Source organism: Lysobacter sp. Hz25 (assembly GCF_046097045.1).
Classification (GTDB): domain Bacteria; phylum Pseudomonadota; class Gammaproteobacteria; order Xanthomonadales; family Xanthomonadaceae; genus Lysobacter; species Lysobacter antibioticus_B.
Map to the genome: position 1 here is coordinate 1064543 of NZ_CP175666.1, position 16208 is coordinate 1080750.

Here is a 16208-nt window from a genome sequence, read left to right on the forward strand (position 1 = left end):
TGAGTGGCGTGTTGCATGGCTCCAACCTGTTGCCGGAGAAAGCGGAGGCGCGGCTCCGGACAGGAGGATATCCGAGACCGCCGCTCGCCGTTCTCGCGGCAGCCGGGGCGAGCGCTTGCCGATACGGTCGAACCGAGGGGCGGCGGGAGCTAGGGTGGCGAGAGCGAGGATGGCGAGCGCTTTCAACCCTGGCGCCGGTCCGCGCATCTGTCGCTGGGCGCGGGCGTGCTGGTCCGCGTGGGGTCTGCGGCCGATGCCGCCGGATCGTCCGTTTACCATCGTCGACGGATCGTCGGCACGAGAACGAACCAGGAGCCGGAGAATGATCGCTTACTTGTTGGCCTTGACCCTGGGCGCCGCGAACCCTTCGGCGGCGCCCGATAACGGCGCGACGGCCGTGGCCCCGGCGCAAGCGGCCGGCACCTGGCTGGTCTCCGACGTCACCGTGATCCCGGCCGATACCGACGAGGTGCTGCCGCACCGCAGCGTGCTGATCCGCGACGGCCGCATCGTGCGGATCCTGGCGCCGGGCGCGAAGGCGAAAGCGCGTGGCGCGACCATCGTCGACGGACGCGGCAAATACTTGGTGCCCGGGTTCGTCGATGCGCACGTGCACCTCGCCAACGAGGGCGCGATCCGCGACCGCAAGGACCCGGCGATCTCCACGCTCGATCTTGGCCAGGCGCACCGCTACGACCGCCAGGTGATGCTCGGCTTGCTCAAGGCCGGGGTGACCGGCGCGGCCAATCTCGGCGGCGGCCCGCGCAGCGACGAAGACCTGCTGTGGCTGCGCGAGGAAATCGCCGCCGGCCGTATCGCCGGCCCGCAGTTGTATGTCGGCAAGCGCATCAACGGCCCGCGCGCCGCGGTCGCGCTGCAACCGGCCACAACGGTGCCGGCCTCGAAGCCGGAGGCGCCGACCACCGCCGCCGACGGCGTCGCGGCGGTGCGCCAGGCGCGCGAGCGCGGCTACGATTTCATCAAGCCCTACCAGTTCCTCAATCGAGAGACCTATCGCGCGGTCGTCGACGAGGCCGGGCGCCAGGGCATGATCACCAGCGGCCATCTGCCCGAGCTGGGTTGCGCGAGCTGCGCCGACCGCGCCTTCGCCTTCGCCCATCCGATGGACAACATCGCCCACAGCGAAGAGCTCACCCGCTACGCGCGCATAGGCAGCGACCTGTCGCCGCGCGACCTCGACGCGCTGGCCGATGCGGTCGCCGAACGCAAGATCGCGGTCACGCCGACCCTGGTCACGCTCAAGACCATCGTCGGCATGTACGTGCAGCGCGCGGTGCCGCCGGTGCCGGGCGATTGGGCGGCGCGCGTCGATCCGGTCACCCGCATCGACTGGGCGCCGCCGGCCAACCGCTATCTGAGCCAGGCCTTCCGCGACCAGGACGGCGCCGATACTTTCTCGGCCGGCTACGACTTCGCCCGCGTGCTGACCCGGCAGTTGTGGAAACGCGGCGTGCCGCTCACGGTCGGCACCGATGCCTCCCTGCCGGGCCTGGTCTTCGGCGTCTCGGTGCAACAGGAAATGATCGAACTGCGCGAGATCGGCCTGCGCCCGATCGAGGTGCTGCGCGCGGCCTCGATCAATGCGCATCGTCTGTTCGACCCCAAGGGCGGCAGTGGCGCGGTGCGCGAAGGCGAGCGCGCCAATCTGGTGTTGCTCGACGCCGACCCGCTGGCCGACCTCCACAACGTCGCCAAGATCGCCGGCGTCTTCGCGCAAGGGCGTTGGCTGCCGACGGCCGAGATCGACCGCCGTCTGGACGAAGGGCGGGCCTTCGAGCAGGCATTGTCGCGGCAGATCCAGGCGCACCCGGCGCATCCGGCCGACTGAGCGCCGCGGCTTACACTCACCGCCGCGGTCGGGCAAAATCGCAGCATGGTCTGCGAACACCTGCGCCCGCTCGAACACGCCCTGGCCGCGGCCGGCATTGCGGTCGGCTTTCGCGGCCAGGCCTGGTCGGAGCAATGCCGCGAATGGGTGTATTACTCCGCGGTGCTCGACATGAAGTCGATTCGTCCCTACCTGCCCGACTGCGTCGAGCCACACGAGAACCTGGACCCACGTTCGGGCCAGGAGCGCGGCTTCTATTGCACGCAATGCCACGACGCGGTCATGGGCTTGCTCAAGGGTGGGCGCAAGTTTCGCATGCCGCCGCGCAAGGGCACGTTGCCGCGCGAGGCCTGATCGCGCGCGGGCGCGTGCTTGCCGCGTCGTATTCATCGCGTCGCTGCCCGTGGCGAGTCGCCGCGGACGCGCGGATAATCGCGGCATGAACGACCACGGCCTCGCTACGGCCCAGGCGCCGCGCTATGCGGCGTTGTTGATCGATTTCGACGGCGTGCTGCGCCGATGGCCGGCCAGCGACGATGCGATCGAAATCGCCCACGGCCTGCCGATCGGCAGCCTGCGGCGCATCGCCTTCGTGCCGGCCTTGCTGGACCAGGCCTTGGCCGGCCGCATCACCGACGAGCAATGGCGCGAGCAAGTGGCCGAGCGCTTGCGTGCGATCTATCCCGGAAGCGCGGCCGAGGCTGCGGTCGGGCAGTGGTCGCAGCCTTGCGGACAGCTCGACACCGAGGTCATGGCCTTGCTCGACGACTGCCGTCCCGATCTGCGCCTGGTCCTGGTCAGCAATGCGACCACGCGGCTGGCGCGCGATCTGCAGACGCTCGGGCTGAGCGAACGCTTCGACGCCGTGGTCAATTCCAGCGAGCTCGGCTGGCTGAAGCCGGAGCCGGAGATCTTCCGCGCCGCGTTCGCCCGCGCCGGGGTCGAGGCGCGGCAGGCGCTGTTCGTCGACGACGACCCCGACAACGTCGCCGCCGCGGTGGCGCTGGGCGCGCGCGGCCTGCGTTATCGCGATTGCGAGGGACTGCGGGGTTGGCTGGAGGCCGCCGGGGTGTTGCGCGACTAGCTGGGTCGATGCGGGTTGGGGCGACTTAGCGATTCGCAGCCGCTGAGGCGTCGCGGGCGAAGCGCTCGCGGTAATCGCGCGGGCTCAGCCCGAGCTTGCGGTGGAAGTGATGGCGCATGGTGATGGCACTGCCGAAGCCGGTGCTGCCGGCGATGCGGTCGATCGCCCAGGCCGTGGTTTCGAGCAGTTCGCGCGCGCGGTCGACGCGCGCCTGGATCAGCCAGTCGGCCGGGGTCATGCCGGTGCTCTGCTTGAAGCGGCGCATGAAGTTGCGTTCGCTCATCGCGGCCATGTCGGCGAGCACCGCCACCGGCAGCGGTTCGGCGAGGCGCTTGCGCATGCGTTCGAGCAAGGGCGACAGCGCGTTGCCGGCCTCGCGCTCGATCGGGCGGTCGATGTACTGGGCCTGGCCGCCTTCGCGGTGCGGCGGGATCACCAGGCGGCGGGCGACGTGGTTGGCGATCTTCGGCCCCCAATCGCGGCGTACCAGGTGCAGGCACAAGTCCAGGCCGGCGGCGCTGCCGGCCGAGGTCAGCAGGGTGCCTTCGTCGATGTACAAGGCATTCGGATCGACACGGATGCGCGGATAGCGCTCGCGCAGCGCGTCGACGTAGCGCCAGTGCGTGGTCGCGCGGTGTTCGTCGAGCAGCCCGGTCGCGGCGAGCGCGAACGCGCCCGAGCAGATCGACAGCAGGCGCGCGCCGCGCGCATGGGCTTCGCGCAGCGCGTCGACGATGCGTGCCGGCACCGGCGCATCGATCGAACTCCAACCGGGAATGATCACCGTGCCGGCGCGCACCAGGCGATCGAGTCCGGCATCGGCGGAGATCTTCAGCCCGTACTGGCCGCGCAAAGGGCGGCGTTGCGCGGCGCAGGTCTCGAAGCGGTACCAGCCCGCGCCGAGTTCGGGCCGCGCCAAGCCGAACACCTCGGCGGCGCAGGAGAATTCGAACGCGCACAGGCCGTCGTAGGCGAGCACGGCGACGCGCGGGTTGGCGGGGCCGGGGCGGGGTGTCGACTTCGGCATGATCTGATCGATGCTTGGCATTCCTGCCAATAGTGGCCGGCGCCGGCCGCGCCGACAATGGCGGCACCTCCTCCCATCGTTTCCCGGAACCCGCCATGCGCAACGCCGTCACCGAGATCCCTGCCGCTGCGTCCGAGTTGGCCCTGCAACACTTTCAATCGCAGTTCGCCTTCGAGACCGATTGCTGGGACACCCACGAAGCCTTGCAGTCGGGCGCGCCCGGTTTCGTCCTGATCGACGCGCGCAGCCCCACGCTTTACGCGAAAGGCCATTTGCCGGGTGCGATCAGCCTGCCGCACCGCAAGATCATCGCCTCGAAGATGAGCGCGTACCCGCCCTCGACCCTGTTCGTGGTCTATTGCGCCGGGCCGCATTGCAACGGCGCCGCACGCGCCGCGGTCCGCCTCGCTCAGCTGGGCCTGCCGGTCAAGCTGATGGCCGGCGGCATCACCGGCTGGCTAGACGAAGGCTTCGCACTGAGTGTCGGCGACAGGCCCTGAAACCTTCGTCGGGACGCAGGCTCCTGCCGGACGCCACGCTGCCCGACCCACTCCGCACTCCCCCTATGTTGAGAGGGGCAGGGGGAGTGCTCTTGCTCTTCCTTTCGCCTCATCTTGCAAAGCAAATCCCCACCCGCCGGCGCGTCGGGCTTCGTGCATCTCGGGCGTGGCCCCCTTTGCCAAAGGGGGCGACAGAACGCGCGTGCCGCTATCGCCGGAATGCAGCGTCGTGTTGGCTGCCACGCTGACCGACGCAGTCCGCACTCCCCGAACCAGTCCGCACTCCCCCCTTTGAAAAAGGGGGGCTGGGGGAATTTGCTCTTGCTCTTTCTGTCGCCTCATCGGCTGAAGCAAATCACCACGCGCCGGTGCGTCAGGCTTCGTCTGCATCCAGCCGCCGATGCAGGCCGATAGCTACGCTGGCGGGGCAAGCCGAGCCGGCGATGTCACAGACCGATGCAGTGAATCGTCGCGAGTTGGAGAGCGAGTCGAAGCGCCGTGCTGTCCGCTGTATTGAATATGACGGCGATCGACCGCAGTTCGATAACCCCACATCGAAGGAATCGCAATGAACGCTGCAAACCCGAAGCCGATCCTGATCCTCAGCAATCCGGCCGGCCTCTACGATCCCGCCCCCAATGGTTACTCGCACGTGGCCGAAGTCGCCGGCGCGGTGCGATGGGTGTTCGTCGCCGGGCAGGGCGGCGAAACCGCCGACGGCGCGCTCGCCGACGATTTCCAGGCGCAGGTGCGTCAGGCCATGCAGAACCTGGTCACCGCGCTGAGGTCGGCCGGCGCATCGCCGACGGACGTGGTCAAGCTGACCGTGTTGATCGTCGATCACAGCGAAGCGCGCCTGCATACGTTCGGCGCCGAACTGGCCGCGGCCTTCGGCAGCGAGCACCGCCCGACCTGCACTTTGATTCCGGTACCGAGACTGGCCCTGGACGGCATGCTGTTCGAGATCGAGGCGCTCGCTGCGGTGCCGGCGGTCTAAACGCAGCGCCGGCAGGCGGGATGTCCCGCGCAGGCTCTTGTTCGACAGCCTTGGCGGCCGCGGCGGTCTATAATGGCCGCAGCGGCCGTGCCGGTTCGCAGCCCGCGAACGACCCGTCGCCATCCCCTTTCCGATTCCTGTCGCGCAGCCGATGCTGCGCGGCGCGAGCCGCTGGGCGGAGACCTGCAAGGAGCAGCTCATGCACACGACCCATGGATTGTTGATTCGCGCCGCCGCCTTCGCGGCCGAGCGCCACCGCCATCAACGCCGCCGCGATGCCGAGGCTTCACCCTACATCAATCACCCCATCGCCCTGGCCGACGTGCTGGCCAACGAAGGCGGCGTCGACGACGCGAACGCCTTGTGCGCGGCCTTGTTGCACGACACCGTCGAAGACACGCAGACCAGCGCGGCCGAGATCGAAGCGCTGTTCGGCGTGCGTATCGCCGCCATCGTGTTGGAGGTCAGCGACGACAAATCGCTGCCGAAGGCCGAGCGCAAGCGCCTGCAGATCGAACACGCGCCGCAGCTGTCGCGCGAGGCTCAGCTGATCAAGCTGGCCGACAAGATCTGCAACCTGCGCGATCTGCTCGCGCAACCGCCGGCGGATTGGCCGGCGCAACGCAAGCAGGAGTATTTCGATTGGTCGGCGCAGGTCGTCGCCGGCGTGCGCGGCGTCCACCCGGGTCTGGAGGCGGTGTTCGACGCGGTCCATGCGCGTGCGGGCGAACTGGTCGAGCGCCCGCCGGCCTGATCGCCGAGGCGGCGCGGACTTCTGCCGTCGCGGACAGTCCCCTAGACTGGGGTCTTTCGACTTCGGCCCCGCCCATGTCCCACCCGGATCCGTTCCTGTCTCCGATCGTCGCCGGCGCCTGGCGCATGGCCGAGTGGAATTTCGACGTCCAGCAACGCCTGCACTGGATCGGCGCGGCCCTGGATCTCGGCATCACCAGCTTCGACCACGCCGACATCTACGGCGACTACGGCGTCGAGGCCTTATTCGGCGAAGCCCTGGCGGCGAGTCCCGGATTGCGCGAGCGCATCCAGATCGTCAGCAAGTGCGGGATCAAGCTGACTTCGGCGCAACGCCCGTCGCACCGGGTCAAGTCCTACGACACCTCGCCCGCGCACGTGATCGCTTCGGTCGAGAATTCATTGCGCGCGCTGCGCACCGATCGCCTCGACCTGTTGTTGATCCACCGCCCCGACCTGTTGATGGACGCCGATGCGCTCGGCCGTTGTTTCGACGAGCTCAAGGCGGCCGGTAAAGTCTTGCAGGTCGGCGTGTCCAATCATTCGCCGTCGCAACTGGCGCTGCTGCATTCGCGGCATTCGCTGGCGACGCACCAGGTCGAACTCTCGCCGCTGCATCTGGCGGCGCTGGACGACGGCACGCTCGACCAATGCCAGACCCTGGGAATGCGGCCGATGATCTGGTCGCCGCTCGGCGGCGGGCGTTTGTTCGGCCAGGGCGAAGCCCAGGCCGTACGCGTGCACGAAGTGTTGGCCGCGCTCGGCGAACGTTACGGCGCCTCGGTGGCGACGATGGCCTATGCGTGGTTGCTGCGGCATCCGTCGCGGCCGTGGCCGATCACAGGCAGCGGCCGCGTCCAGGGCCTGCGCGATGCGGTTGCGGCGCTGTCGATCGAACTCGATGCCGAAGACTGGTATCTGATCTGGCAAGCCGGCGCGGGCCGCGAGGTCGCCTGACCGGAGCGCGAAACGACGAAGGCCGCATCGCGGCGGCCTTCGTGGGTAGTCCGTTGCCGGACTGGCGCGCTCAGGCGCGCGCCTGGCCTTCGGCGATGCTCTTGAGTTGCCTCAGGCCGTCCTCGAACTGAGCGCCGAGCACCTGTTCCATGTTCATGAACAAGCCCACCGCCTTGAACATGAAGCTCTTCTCGCCGCTCATCGACCAGGTCACCTCGGTCTTGTCGCCGACCGGCTTGAAGGCGAACTCGGCGATGTTGGTGGCCTGGAAGGGCTTGCGGAACGCGAGCTGGATCCGCATCCGTTCGCCGGGCCGGCTTTCGAGTACTGTCGCGCGGCCTTCGCCGGCGTCCTTGTTGCCGGTCCAATCGTAGATCGCGCCTTCGCCGATGGCCGGGCCTTCGTAACGACGCTGCAGGTTGGGGTCGAGCTTCTCGTACGGCGACCACGCCGGCCATATGCGGAAATCATCGACCTGAGCGAAGGCCACGGCGGGCGGCGCAGCGACAAGGATGCTGCGGGCGATGCGGAACTTCGATGGCTGCAGGGCGGCGACGATGGCGAACACGACGACGAGTGCGACGATGACGAGCAAGATGGTCATGAACATGCGGGTGTCTGCTTAAGTTTAGAGGAAAGGGATGGGGCTCAAGATGCCGCGATTCTGCAACTGCTCGAAGCCTGCGGCGGCCTGCTGCACGTCTTCGGGAAAGTCTTCCATTTCCTGGACTCGGCGGACCTCGATGGTTTCGTTGTCCGAGCCCGGGCAGCGCGTGGCCCAGGCGATCGCTTCTTCGCGCGAGGCGACATCGATCATCCAGTAGCCGCCCAGCACTTCCTTGGCTTCCGGGAACGGGCCGTCGGTGACTTTGGGCTTGCCGCCGGCGAAGCTGACCCGCGCGCCCATCGACGGAGGGTGCAGGCCGTCGAGCGCGATCAACACGCCGGCCTCCTGCAATTCGCGGTTGTAGGCCATCATCGCCTCGACCGCTTCTGCGCTCGGCAAGGTGCCGGCTGCGGCGGATTCGTAACCTTTGGGAATCATCAGCATCATGAAGCGCATCGGGGTATCTCCTGGGGATGTCGTTATGGGAAGCGGCGGCCGTCCGGTGTCGTAGCGTGTTGCGAAGCCGCGCTCTTGTAATGACGACGAACCGGCGACCGCCGGATCGACACGTTCGCAAAAATATTTTTTGCAGCTGCCGTCGGCGCGTCCGGGCCTGGCTGCGGAACTGAATCGCATCTGTCTCGGCCGCCGCGGTCCCCATCTCGCTGCGGCGCACTCCTGCTTACCATCGCCGCTTCATTGACCGAAGGCGAGGGCGGTAATGAGCAGTCCAAACAAGACCTGCGGCAGGCTGGCGACGGCGCTGCTGGCGACCGTGGCCTGGGCGGCCGGCGCGGCCGATGCGCTGCCCGGGCCGACAGCGAAAGCCGTTCCGGATCTGGCCTTGGACGCCTATGCCGAACCTGGGCAGCGGGTCGACATCGGCAAGGGCCGCCATCTCAATCTGCGCTGCAGCGGCCAGGGCGAGCCGACGGTCCTGTTGGACGCCGGCGTCGCTGCGGATTCGCTGTCCTGGGCCAAGGCGCAGCCGCTGATCGCCGAACGCAACCGCGTCTGCGCCTACGACCGCGCCGGCGTCGGCTACAGCGACCCCGGCCCGCTGCCGCGCGATCTCGATGCCGACGTCGCCGACCTGCACGCCTTGATCGAGGCCGCCGACCTCGACACCCCGCTGATCCTGATCGGCCATTCCTACGGCAGCCAGGTGGTGCGCCGTTTCGACGAGCGTTATCCCAAGCAGGTGGCGGCGTTGGTGCTGGTCGACCCGCCGGTACAGAATGTCGCCGAATTTTCCCCCGGCTATGCCCAGCGCGAAGCCGAGATCGCGCCGAAGATGCTGGCGATGTACCGCAGCTGCGAACAGGGCGCGCGGGACGGTCGGCTGACCGCGACGCCGCCGGCCGAACTTAAGTCCTGTCTGCGTGGGCCGAATCCGAACTACAGCGAACGCTTGAATGCGGCGATCCTCGCCTGGCGTTCCAAGCCGGCGTTCTGGGCCGGGTTGATCTCGGCTTCGGAACAGCGCGGCGCGCTGTACGACGGGCCGGTGCCGAAGAGCGAACGCCACGACGGCAAGCCGGTGATCGTGCTGAGCGCCGACCGGCCTTATCCGGGCGCCTCGCCGAAAGACCAGCAGTCGCTGATCGCGGCCCGCGAGCAGACCCACACCGCCCTGATCGGCACCACGCGCCTGGGCAAGCGGGTCATCATCGAGAACAGCTCGCACGACATCCCCGTCGACCAGCCGAGCGCGCCGGCCATCGCGGTGTTCGAGGCGATGCAGATGCGCCAGCGGGCGAAGACCGGCAAAGACTAGGCCGCCGCATCGGCGACGCGATCGGGCGCCATGCGATCGATGCGGCGCCGAGGTTCGTGTCCGCGCCAGGTCGTGTCGGTGTTGGATCGGAGCGTTGCGCATGCTGCGATTGCGACGTTTCGCTTTGCGACCATTTTCTTTGCGATCACACCCGATTTGCATCGCAGACGCGACAATGGCCTCGACCCGGTCGCCAGAGCGCACCGGAACCCGATGGATTGCGGCGTCTGCCGTCCGAATACAACAAAGGAGACATCATGGATCTGGGCATGGTCGGTCTGGGGCGCATGGGCGCCAACATGGCCGAACGACTGGTGCGCAGCGGACATCGCGTGGTCGGTTTCGACCCCGGTCCGGCGGCGCGCGAGCAGGCGGTGACGCGCGGTATTGAGGCGACTGCTTCCCTGCGCGAACTGGTTGCGGCCTTGCCGGCGCCGCGCACGGTCTGGCTGATGGTGCCGGCCGGCGCAGTGGTCGACTCGACCCTGGCCGAACTGCTGCCCTTGCTCGCCCCCGGCGACAGCGTGGTCGACGGCGGCAACTCCAACTACAAGGACAGCATGCGGCGCGCCGCCCAACTCGCCGAGCACGGTCTGCACTATGTCGATTCCGGCACCAGCGGCGGCATCTGGGGCCTCAAGGAAGGCTATAGCCTGATGATCGGCGGCGACGAAGCCGCGGTCGAACGCCTGCGTCCGATCTTCGAGACGCTGGCGCCGGCCGCGGATCGCGGTTGGGGCCGGGTGGGGCCGAGCGGCGCGGGCCACTTCACCAAGATGGTCCACAACGGCATCGAATACGGTCTGATGCAGGCTTACGCCGAGGGCTTCGCGATCATGGGGCACAAGGCCGACTTCGGCCTGGACCTGCACCAGATCGCCGAGATCTGGCGGCACGGCAGCGTGGTGCGCTCGTGGTTGCTCGACCTGAGTTCGGACGCGCTGGCCAAGAACCCTTCGCTCGACGGCATCGCGCCCTATGTCGAGGACTCGGGCGAAGGCCGCTGGACCGTCGCCGAGGCGATCGACCTCAACGTCTCGGCGCCGGTGATCACCGCTTCGCTGCTCGAACGCCTGCGCTCGCGCGACAAGGATTCCTTCGCCGACAAATTGCTGGCGGCGATGCGCAACGAATTCGGCGGCCACGCCATCCGCACGGAATAAATCGGCACTGGCCGGCGCCGCGATGGCGCCGGCCAGGGCCGCGGTAACGGGGCAGCCGGTGCCGGTAGCGGGCCCGCGCAGGCGCTATGCTCGCGGCCAGGCCATCGGAAGCCGCCGCCATGCCGAGTACGCCGTCTGCTGTCGCCGCATCGGATCGGCCCGATGCCGACCCGCTCTCGTCCGTTCCCGGCCCGCCCCGCCTCGGCGCAGCGCGCCTGGACATGGTCGATGCCCTGCGCGGTCTGGTGATCGCGCTGATGGTGCTCGACCACGTGCACGACTACTTCCACTGGCAGGCGTTCGTGTTCAGCCCGACCGACCTGGCCAAGACCACGCCGTTGTTGTTCGCGACACGCTGGGTTACTCACCTGTGCGCGCCGAGTTTCGTCCTGCTGGCCGGCGTGTCGATCTTCCTGCAACAGGCTGGCGGCGCTTATCCGCGTCCGGCGCAGTCGCGGTTCCTGCTCAGTCGCGGCCTGTGGCTGATCGGGCTGGAACTGACCGTGATCGTGTTCGGCTTCAACTTCGTCTGGCCGTTCCTGTTCCTGCAGGTGATCTGGGCGATCGGCGTCGGCATGGTCGCGATGGCGGCCTTGATCTGGCTGCCGCGCACGGCGGTGCTCGCGCTCGGCATCGTCATCATCGCCGGGCACGGCTTGCTGGCGGGATTCGACCCGAGCCGATGGGGTGCGCTGGCGCCGCTGTGGACCTTGGCGATGCGGCCCGGCGCGGTGCCCGGCCTCGAAGGCTTCGTCGCCTATCCGGCACTGCCCTGGGTCGGCATCCTCTGCCTCGGCTATGGCCTCGGCCCGCTGTTCCTGTTCGATGCGCAGCGACGCCGGCGCGTCGTCGCCGCGCTTGCGCTGGCGATGCTGGCGGCGTTCGCGATCCTGCGTGCCGGCACCGGCTTCGGCGATCCTTCGGCGTGGCAGCGCCAGGCCGACCCGCTCTTCGACGCGATGGCTTTCGTCAACGTTTCCAAGTACCCGCCGTCGCTGTTGTACGCCTTGGTCACGCTCGGCGTCTCGCTGCTGGCGATGTTGGCGTTGGAGCACTGCGCGGGTTGGCTGCGGTGCGTATTGCTCGCGTTCGGCCGCACGCCCTTGTTCACCTACCTGCTGCATATCTACCTCGTGCACGGCCTGGCCCTGCTGGTCGGTGTCGCCAGCGGCATTCCGGCGGCGGTGTTCGTCGGCATCCTCGGCAATGCCGGGCGCATCGCCGAATCGGGTTGGGGGCTTAGCCTGCCGGCGGTATTCGGGCTGTGGCTGGGCGTGCTGGCGGCGCTGTATCCGCTGTCGCGCTGGTTCGCCGGGGTCAAGGCGAGGCGCCGCGATCGCTGGCTGAGTTATCTCTAGGCCTACGACGATCGTCGATCTGCGAAGCCTGCCCGCCGCATTCACGCGCGCGGTCACGTCTGAACGAATGCTGCGCTGCACCGCGCGCTAGCCTCGGTCTGCGTCCGGCGCGGTGCATCGCGCGTTGTCGGACGCATAACGCCGCCGCGCCCGCACTCGATCCGCTCATCGAACACCAGCCACGCCGCGCCGGCGCATCGGAGCGGCGAATGGCGAAGTGCGCGCGCGGTTCCCGCCAGGCCTTCGTTCCCCACCTTCGGAGACACCCCATGTCAGTGCACACGAAGACGACGCGCCACCCCCCGCTGCGACGCTGTCTGCAATCGCTCGCTCTCGCCGTCGCCACCACCGCCGCGTTCTCGGCCGCGGCCGCACCCAACTTCCCGTTCGGCAGTCATCGCCAGGCTTATGCCAGCGGCACCTTGAGCCCGAGCGTCGGCCGCGCCGCGGCCGACCAGTCCACGGCCTCGTTCTATCGCACCTGGAAGCAGCGCTACCTCGTTCCGGCCTGCAAGGCCGGCGAGTACCGGGTCAAGGCCGATACCGAGGACGCCTACGTAGTCTCGGAGGGGCAGGGCTACGGCATGCTGATCACGGTGATGATGGCCGGTGAAGACCCGCAGGCGCAGACCTTGTTCGACGGCCTGCACCGCTACAACCGTGGCCATCCGAGTTCCAACGACAGCGACCTGCTGGCCTGGGCGCAGAACGCCAGCTGCAACAACATCCTCGACCCGGACTCGGCCACCGACGGCGATCTCGACATCGCCTACGCCTTGCTGCTGGCCGATCTGCAATGGGGTTCGAGCGGCGCGATCAACTACGCCGCCGAGGCGCGCCGGGTGATCGCCGCGATCCGCCGCAGCAACGTCAATCCCACCACCAAGCTGGTCAACCTAGGCGACTGGGTCAGCACCGACACGCCGAAGCATTACTACGCCACCCGCAGTTCCGACTGGATGCTCGGCCACTTCCGCTCCTTCGCCAGCAAGCTCGGCGACAGCTATTGGACCGGCGTGCTAGGCGCACACCAGAACCTGTTGTCGACGATGCAGACCAGTTACGCGCCGAACACCGGCCTGGTGCCGGACTTCATCGTCAACACCAACACGACCGCCAAGCCGGCGCCGGCGAACTTCCTCGAAGCCGACACCGACGGCTATTACTCCTGGAACGCCGGACGGGTGCCGTGGCGGATCGGCATCGACGCCGCGGTCAGCGGCGACAGCCGTTCGCGCAGCGCCGCGCGCAAGCTGAGCCAGTGGATCCGGGTCAAGGCCGGCAACGATCCCAACCGCGTGCGCAGCGGCTATCGCCTCGATGGCCAGGTGGTCGAGAACTACAACAGCATGTTCTTCACCGCGCCGTTCGCGGTCGCCGCGACCGTCGACCCGAACGCCCAGGCCTGGCTCGACAAGCTGTGGAGCTACACCGTCGCCAGCGGCCCCAGCGACTACTACGGCGACAGCGTCAAGCTGCTGTCGATGCTGGCGGTGTCGAATAACTGGCTGAAGCCCTGAGCCGGCCGGGATCTTCGGCTGAACCGCCCGATTAGGACAATCGCCTAGGTCGAAAGTCTATGGAGTGTGCCCGGCGTCCCGATTAGGATCGGGACGCCGGGCGTCGATTTGCGATGGCGCCGGCATCGACCATCCATGACAGGGAAGGCGAACCGGACGGTTCGCCGCCCCGCGGCGTCCGCGCCGCTATCGACGAGGCATAAGGGACCATGCGAAAGATTCTATCGACCTTGATTCTGGCCGCGGCTTGCGCGACGGCCACGGCATCGCCCGACCGGGCACCGTTCGAAGTACAGGGCGTGCTGGAGCAGCAAAAGCAGATTCGCGCCGAAGTCGAGGCCGGCAAGGGCGCCTATGGCGGCCTCGATGCGAATGCCCGTCGGGAACTGACGACGCGCCAGGAGCGCTTGGTCAAGCTGCTCGAAGGCCGTCGCTATGAGGACCTCAGCGAGAGCGAACGCGAGAGTGCGCACGGCGACCTGGCCTGGATCGCGCAGGCCGCGCGCAGCGACGAGGAGAAGTTGATTTGCGAGCGCGTGCGGCCGATCGGCAGCAACCGGGTCGAGCGCGTGTGCAAGACCGCATCGCAGCGTCGCAAGGAGCAAGAGGCCCGCGGCCAGGATCCGGAGTTGCTGCGCCAGCAGGGCCGGCCGACGATGTAATCGGCCGCTTGCCGCGCGGATCGACCCGCGCGGCAAGCGCCTGCGTCAATCGCCTGCTTTAGTCGCTATCGCGGCTCAATCGCAGCAGCGACAGGGCTGGCCGTTGCCCGGGTACCAACCCGGCATGCCGCCGCAGCGGTCCTGACAGATCTTGTAGCTGCACAGTGCCTGGTCGGCCGGCGCCGACGAGGCCGCCTGGGCGATGCCGAAACCGAAGCCGAACGCGGCCAAGGCGAATGCGGCGACGAGTCCGAAACCTTTGCGCTTCATGCGTGATCCTCCTGTCGTGGCGAATGGTCGTGACGAATCGTCCGGCGCCGCGCGGCACGCTGGTCCGGCGGCGCCGGGGCGCGGACGAGTGCCCGTGCCGGCGGCCACTGTAGGCGCCCGTGTACCGGCGTTTTGGCGAGCGCGTCACCAAAGCGCAGGCCGCAGCGGATGAACAGGCGGTCGAATCGGCCTGAGGCGCGATCTTGCCGCACTCGCGTACATTTGCCCGCGATCGCCGGCTCGCGCGATCATCGGCGCATCGATCGCCTCACGAGCGCCACCGCGTGTCCATGCCCTATCGTCGTCCGCTGCATTCGTGCGCCGCAGCGCTGATCCTCGCCCTGGGCGCCTGCGCGACCGCGCCGTCGCATAATCCGCTCGCGCAATGGCACGGCTCGCCGAACTACAACGAGCGCGGCGCGCAGCTCATCGTGCTGCACCACACCCAGATGGAAAGCGCCGAGCGCGCCTTGCTGACCCTGCAGACGCGCAACTCGCAGGGGCGGGTCAGCGCCCATTACCTGATCGGCGCCGACGGACGCATCTATCAGTTGGTCGCCGACACGAAGCGCGCCTGGCATGCCGGCGCCGGCAGTTGGGGGGAGACCAGCGATCTCAATTCGGCTTCGATCGGCATCGAACTCGACAACGACGGCAGCGAGCCTTTCGAGCAGGCCCAGATCGACAGCCTGCTGCGCCTGCTCGACGACCTGACCCGGCGCCTGAACATTCCACGCCATGCGATCGTCGCTCACGGCGACCTCGCGCCGACGCGCAAGACCGACCCGAGCGTGCTGTTTCCGTGGCAACGCCTGGCCGAGGCCGGCTTCGGCCTGTGGCCGCGCGCCACGCCCACGGAACCGCCGGCGGGTTTCGATGCTTGGGCGGCGTTGCGTTTGGTCGGCTACGACCTGCGCGACCCCGGGGCGGCGTTGGCGGCGTTCCATCGCCGTTTCCGCGGCAACGAAGCGCGCGAATGGCAGCCGGGCGATGCCGCGATCCTGTTCGATCTGCAACGCCAGCTCATGCAGTTGCCGGACGGCGCGCCCGCGCCGCCGCCGGCGCCGCCGTTGCAATAAGCGAACTCAGGCCGCGGCTTCGTACGGCGTGGCCGAACGCGCATCGCGCAGCGCCTGCGACCACCAGTTCAGCCGCGACAGCATGGTCGTCATGGCCTTGCCCGCGGCGTGCGGCTCGCGCAGTTCGCCATCGGGGCCGAACTGGCGCCAGGCGCTGACCAGGTTGACGCTGTCGCGCAAGGTCACCGCGTGCAGCTCGGCGAAGACCTGGCGCAGTTGCTCGATCGCGCGCAGGCCGCCCGAACTGGCGCCGTAGCTGACGAAGGCGACGGGCTTGGCCTGCCAGGGTTCGTAGCAGGCATCGATCAGCGCCTTCAGCGGCGCCGGGTAGCCGTGGTTGTATTCGGGGGTGACGATGACGAACGCGTCGGCGGCGTGCAGGCGCTGGCGCAACTGTTGCAGTTGCGCTTCGTCCTGGCGCAGGACGCGACCCGACAAGGGCCAGTCGGCGGGATCGATGGGTACGGTTTCGAAGCCGCCGTGGCGGTCGATATGGCGTTGGGTCCATTCGGCGACGACGTCGCAGAAGCGGCCCTCGCGCGCGCTGCCGTAGATCAGCGCGAGTTTGATGGTGGGATGCATGCAGGTCGGTGGTTGGGGAACAT

General features: G+C 68.3%; 18 protein-coding genes. 13 read left to right on the plus strand and 5 right to left on the minus strand.

Features of this window, described 5'->3' with window-relative positions; genetic code table 11:
• The first annotated feature begins 322 nt into the window (after nucleotides 1-322).
• From ACKN61_RS04450 to ACKN61_RS04460, 3 genes are all read left to right on the plus strand, one after another.
• Entirely contained in the window at nucleotides 323-1849 is a 1527-nt protein-coding gene (locus ACKN61_RS04450; protein ID WP_408952486.1) for an amidohydrolase family protein, read from the plus strand.
• 45 nt (nucleotides 1850-1894) lie between these two features.
• The gene (locus ACKN61_RS04455) at nucleotides 1895-2203 is read left to right on the plus strand and encodes a hypothetical protein (RefSeq protein WP_408952487.1); all 309 of its coding nucleotides are present in this window, start codon (nucleotides 1895-1897) and stop codon (nucleotides 2201-2203) included.
• An 85-nt stretch (nucleotides 2204-2288) separates the two neighbouring features.
• On the plus strand, nucleotides 2289-2933 hold the full coding sequence (locus tag ACKN61_RS04460) for an HAD-IA family hydrolase (RefSeq protein ID WP_408952488.1): 645 nt from the start codon (nucleotides 2289-2291) through the stop codon (nucleotides 2931-2933).
• Nucleotides 2934-2958: 25 nt separating this feature from the next.
• Here the strand turns inward: ACKN61_RS04460 and ftrA are convergent, their stop codons facing one another.
• Nucleotides 2959-3981, minus strand: coding sequence for a transcriptional regulator FtrA (gene ftrA, locus ACKN61_RS04465; RefSeq protein ID WP_408952489.1), 1023 nt, complete (start codon nucleotides 3979-3981; stop codon nucleotides 2959-2961).
• A gap of 74 nt (nucleotides 3982-4055) precedes the next feature.
• Here ftrA and ACKN61_RS04470 point away from each other — a divergent pair, with 74 nt between their 5' ends.
• The 4 genes from ACKN61_RS04470 to ACKN61_RS04485 all read left to right on the plus strand — a co-directional run bounded on the left by ACKN61_RS04470 (nucleotide 4056) and on the right by ACKN61_RS04485 (nucleotide 7167).
• Complete coding sequence (locus ACKN61_RS04470; protein ID WP_408952490.1) at nucleotides 4056-4460, plus strand: rhodanese-like domain-containing protein; 405 nt, start codon at nucleotides 4056-4058, stop codon at nucleotides 4458-4460.
• A 568-nt stretch (nucleotides 4461-5028) separates the two neighbouring features.
• The gene (locus ACKN61_RS04475) at nucleotides 5029-5457 is read left to right on the plus strand and encodes a RidA family protein (RefSeq protein WP_408952491.1); all 429 of its coding nucleotides are present in this window, start codon (nucleotides 5029-5031) and stop codon (nucleotides 5455-5457) included.
• A gap of 199 nt (nucleotides 5458-5656) precedes the next feature.
• Nucleotides 5657-6211: an HD domain-containing protein gene (locus tag ACKN61_RS04480; RefSeq protein WP_408952492.1), complete on the plus strand. Its 555-nt coding sequence runs from the start codon at nucleotides 5657-5659 to the stop codon at nucleotides 6209-6211.
• A gap of 74 nt (nucleotides 6212-6285) precedes the next feature.
• Nucleotides 6286-7167 (plus strand): aldo/keto reductase family oxidoreductase, encoded by an 882-nt coding sequence (locus ACKN61_RS04485; RefSeq protein WP_408952493.1) that lies wholly within the window; start codon nucleotides 6286-6288, stop codon nucleotides 7165-7167.
• A 70-nt stretch (nucleotides 7168-7237) separates the two neighbouring features.
• Here the strand turns inward: ACKN61_RS04485 and ACKN61_RS04490 are convergent, their stop codons facing one another.
• Both ACKN61_RS04490 and ACKN61_RS04495 read right to left on the minus strand, forming a co-directional pair.
• The gene (locus ACKN61_RS04490; RefSeq protein WP_408952494.1) at nucleotides 7238-7771 is read right to left on the minus strand and encodes an SRPBCC family protein; all 534 of its coding nucleotides are present in this window, start codon (nucleotides 7769-7771) and stop codon (nucleotides 7238-7240) included.
• A 24-nt stretch (nucleotides 7772-7795) separates the two neighbouring features.
• Nucleotides 7796-8230, minus strand: a complete 435-nt coding sequence (locus ACKN61_RS04495) for a YciI family protein (protein WP_408952495.1) — start codon at nucleotides 8228-8230, stop codon at nucleotides 7796-7798.
• A gap of 265 nt (nucleotides 8231-8495) precedes the next feature.
• Between ACKN61_RS04495 and ACKN61_RS04500 the strand changes: the two genes are divergently transcribed.
• The 5 genes from ACKN61_RS04500 to ACKN61_RS04520 all read left to right on the plus strand — a co-directional run bounded on the left by ACKN61_RS04500 (nucleotide 8496) and on the right by ACKN61_RS04520 (nucleotide 14254).
• The gene (locus tag ACKN61_RS04500) at nucleotides 8496-9551 is read left to right on the plus strand and encodes an alpha/beta fold hydrolase (RefSeq protein ID WP_408952496.1); all 1056 of its coding nucleotides are present in this window, start codon (nucleotides 8496-8498) and stop codon (nucleotides 9549-9551) included.
• A gap of 257 nt (nucleotides 9552-9808) precedes the next feature.
• Nucleotides 9809-10714 carry a phosphogluconate dehydrogenase (NAD(+)-dependent, decarboxylating) gene (gene gnd, locus ACKN61_RS04505; protein WP_408952497.1) on the plus strand — a complete coding sequence of 302 codons (906 nt, stop codon included), beginning with the start codon at nucleotides 9809-9811 and terminating at the stop codon, nucleotides 10712-10714.
• Between the two features lie 221 nt (nucleotides 10715-10935).
• Entirely contained in the window at nucleotides 10936-12072 is a 1137-nt protein-coding gene (locus tag ACKN61_RS04510; protein ID WP_408952498.1) for a DUF1624 domain-containing protein, read from the plus strand.
• Between the two features lie 269 nt (nucleotides 12073-12341).
• The gene (locus ACKN61_RS04515; RefSeq protein ID WP_408952499.1) at nucleotides 12342-13592 is read left to right on the plus strand and encodes a glycosyl hydrolase family 8; all 1251 of its coding nucleotides are present in this window, start codon (nucleotides 12342-12344) and stop codon (nucleotides 13590-13592) included.
• A 209-nt stretch (nucleotides 13593-13801) separates the two neighbouring features.
• Nucleotides 13802-14254 (plus strand): hypothetical protein, encoded by a 453-nt coding sequence (locus tag ACKN61_RS04520; protein ID WP_057916772.1) that lies wholly within the window; start codon nucleotides 13802-13804, stop codon nucleotides 14252-14254.
• A gap of 75 nt (nucleotides 14255-14329) precedes the next feature.
• On the opposite strand, the gene ACKN61_RS04525 is transcribed toward ACKN61_RS04520, so the two are convergent.
• Complete coding sequence (locus ACKN61_RS04525) at nucleotides 14330-14524, minus strand: hypothetical protein (protein ID WP_031371981.1); 195 nt, start codon at nucleotides 14522-14524, stop codon at nucleotides 14330-14332.
• 290 nt (nucleotides 14525-14814) lie between these two features.
• Here ACKN61_RS04525 and ACKN61_RS04530 point away from each other — a divergent pair, with 290 nt between their 5' ends.
• Nucleotides 14815-15603, plus strand: coding sequence for an N-acetylmuramoyl-L-alanine amidase (locus ACKN61_RS04530; protein WP_408953755.1), 789 nt, complete (start codon nucleotides 14815-14817; stop codon nucleotides 15601-15603).
• A gap of 6 nt (nucleotides 15604-15609) precedes the next feature.
• Here the strand turns inward: ACKN61_RS04530 and ACKN61_RS04535 are convergent, their stop codons facing one another.
• A complete protein-coding gene (locus ACKN61_RS04535) occupies nucleotides 15610-16185 on the minus strand; it encodes an NADPH-dependent FMN reductase (RefSeq protein ID WP_408952500.1) in 576 nt (191 codons plus the stop codon).
• Nucleotides 16186-16208 lie beyond the last annotated feature (23 nt).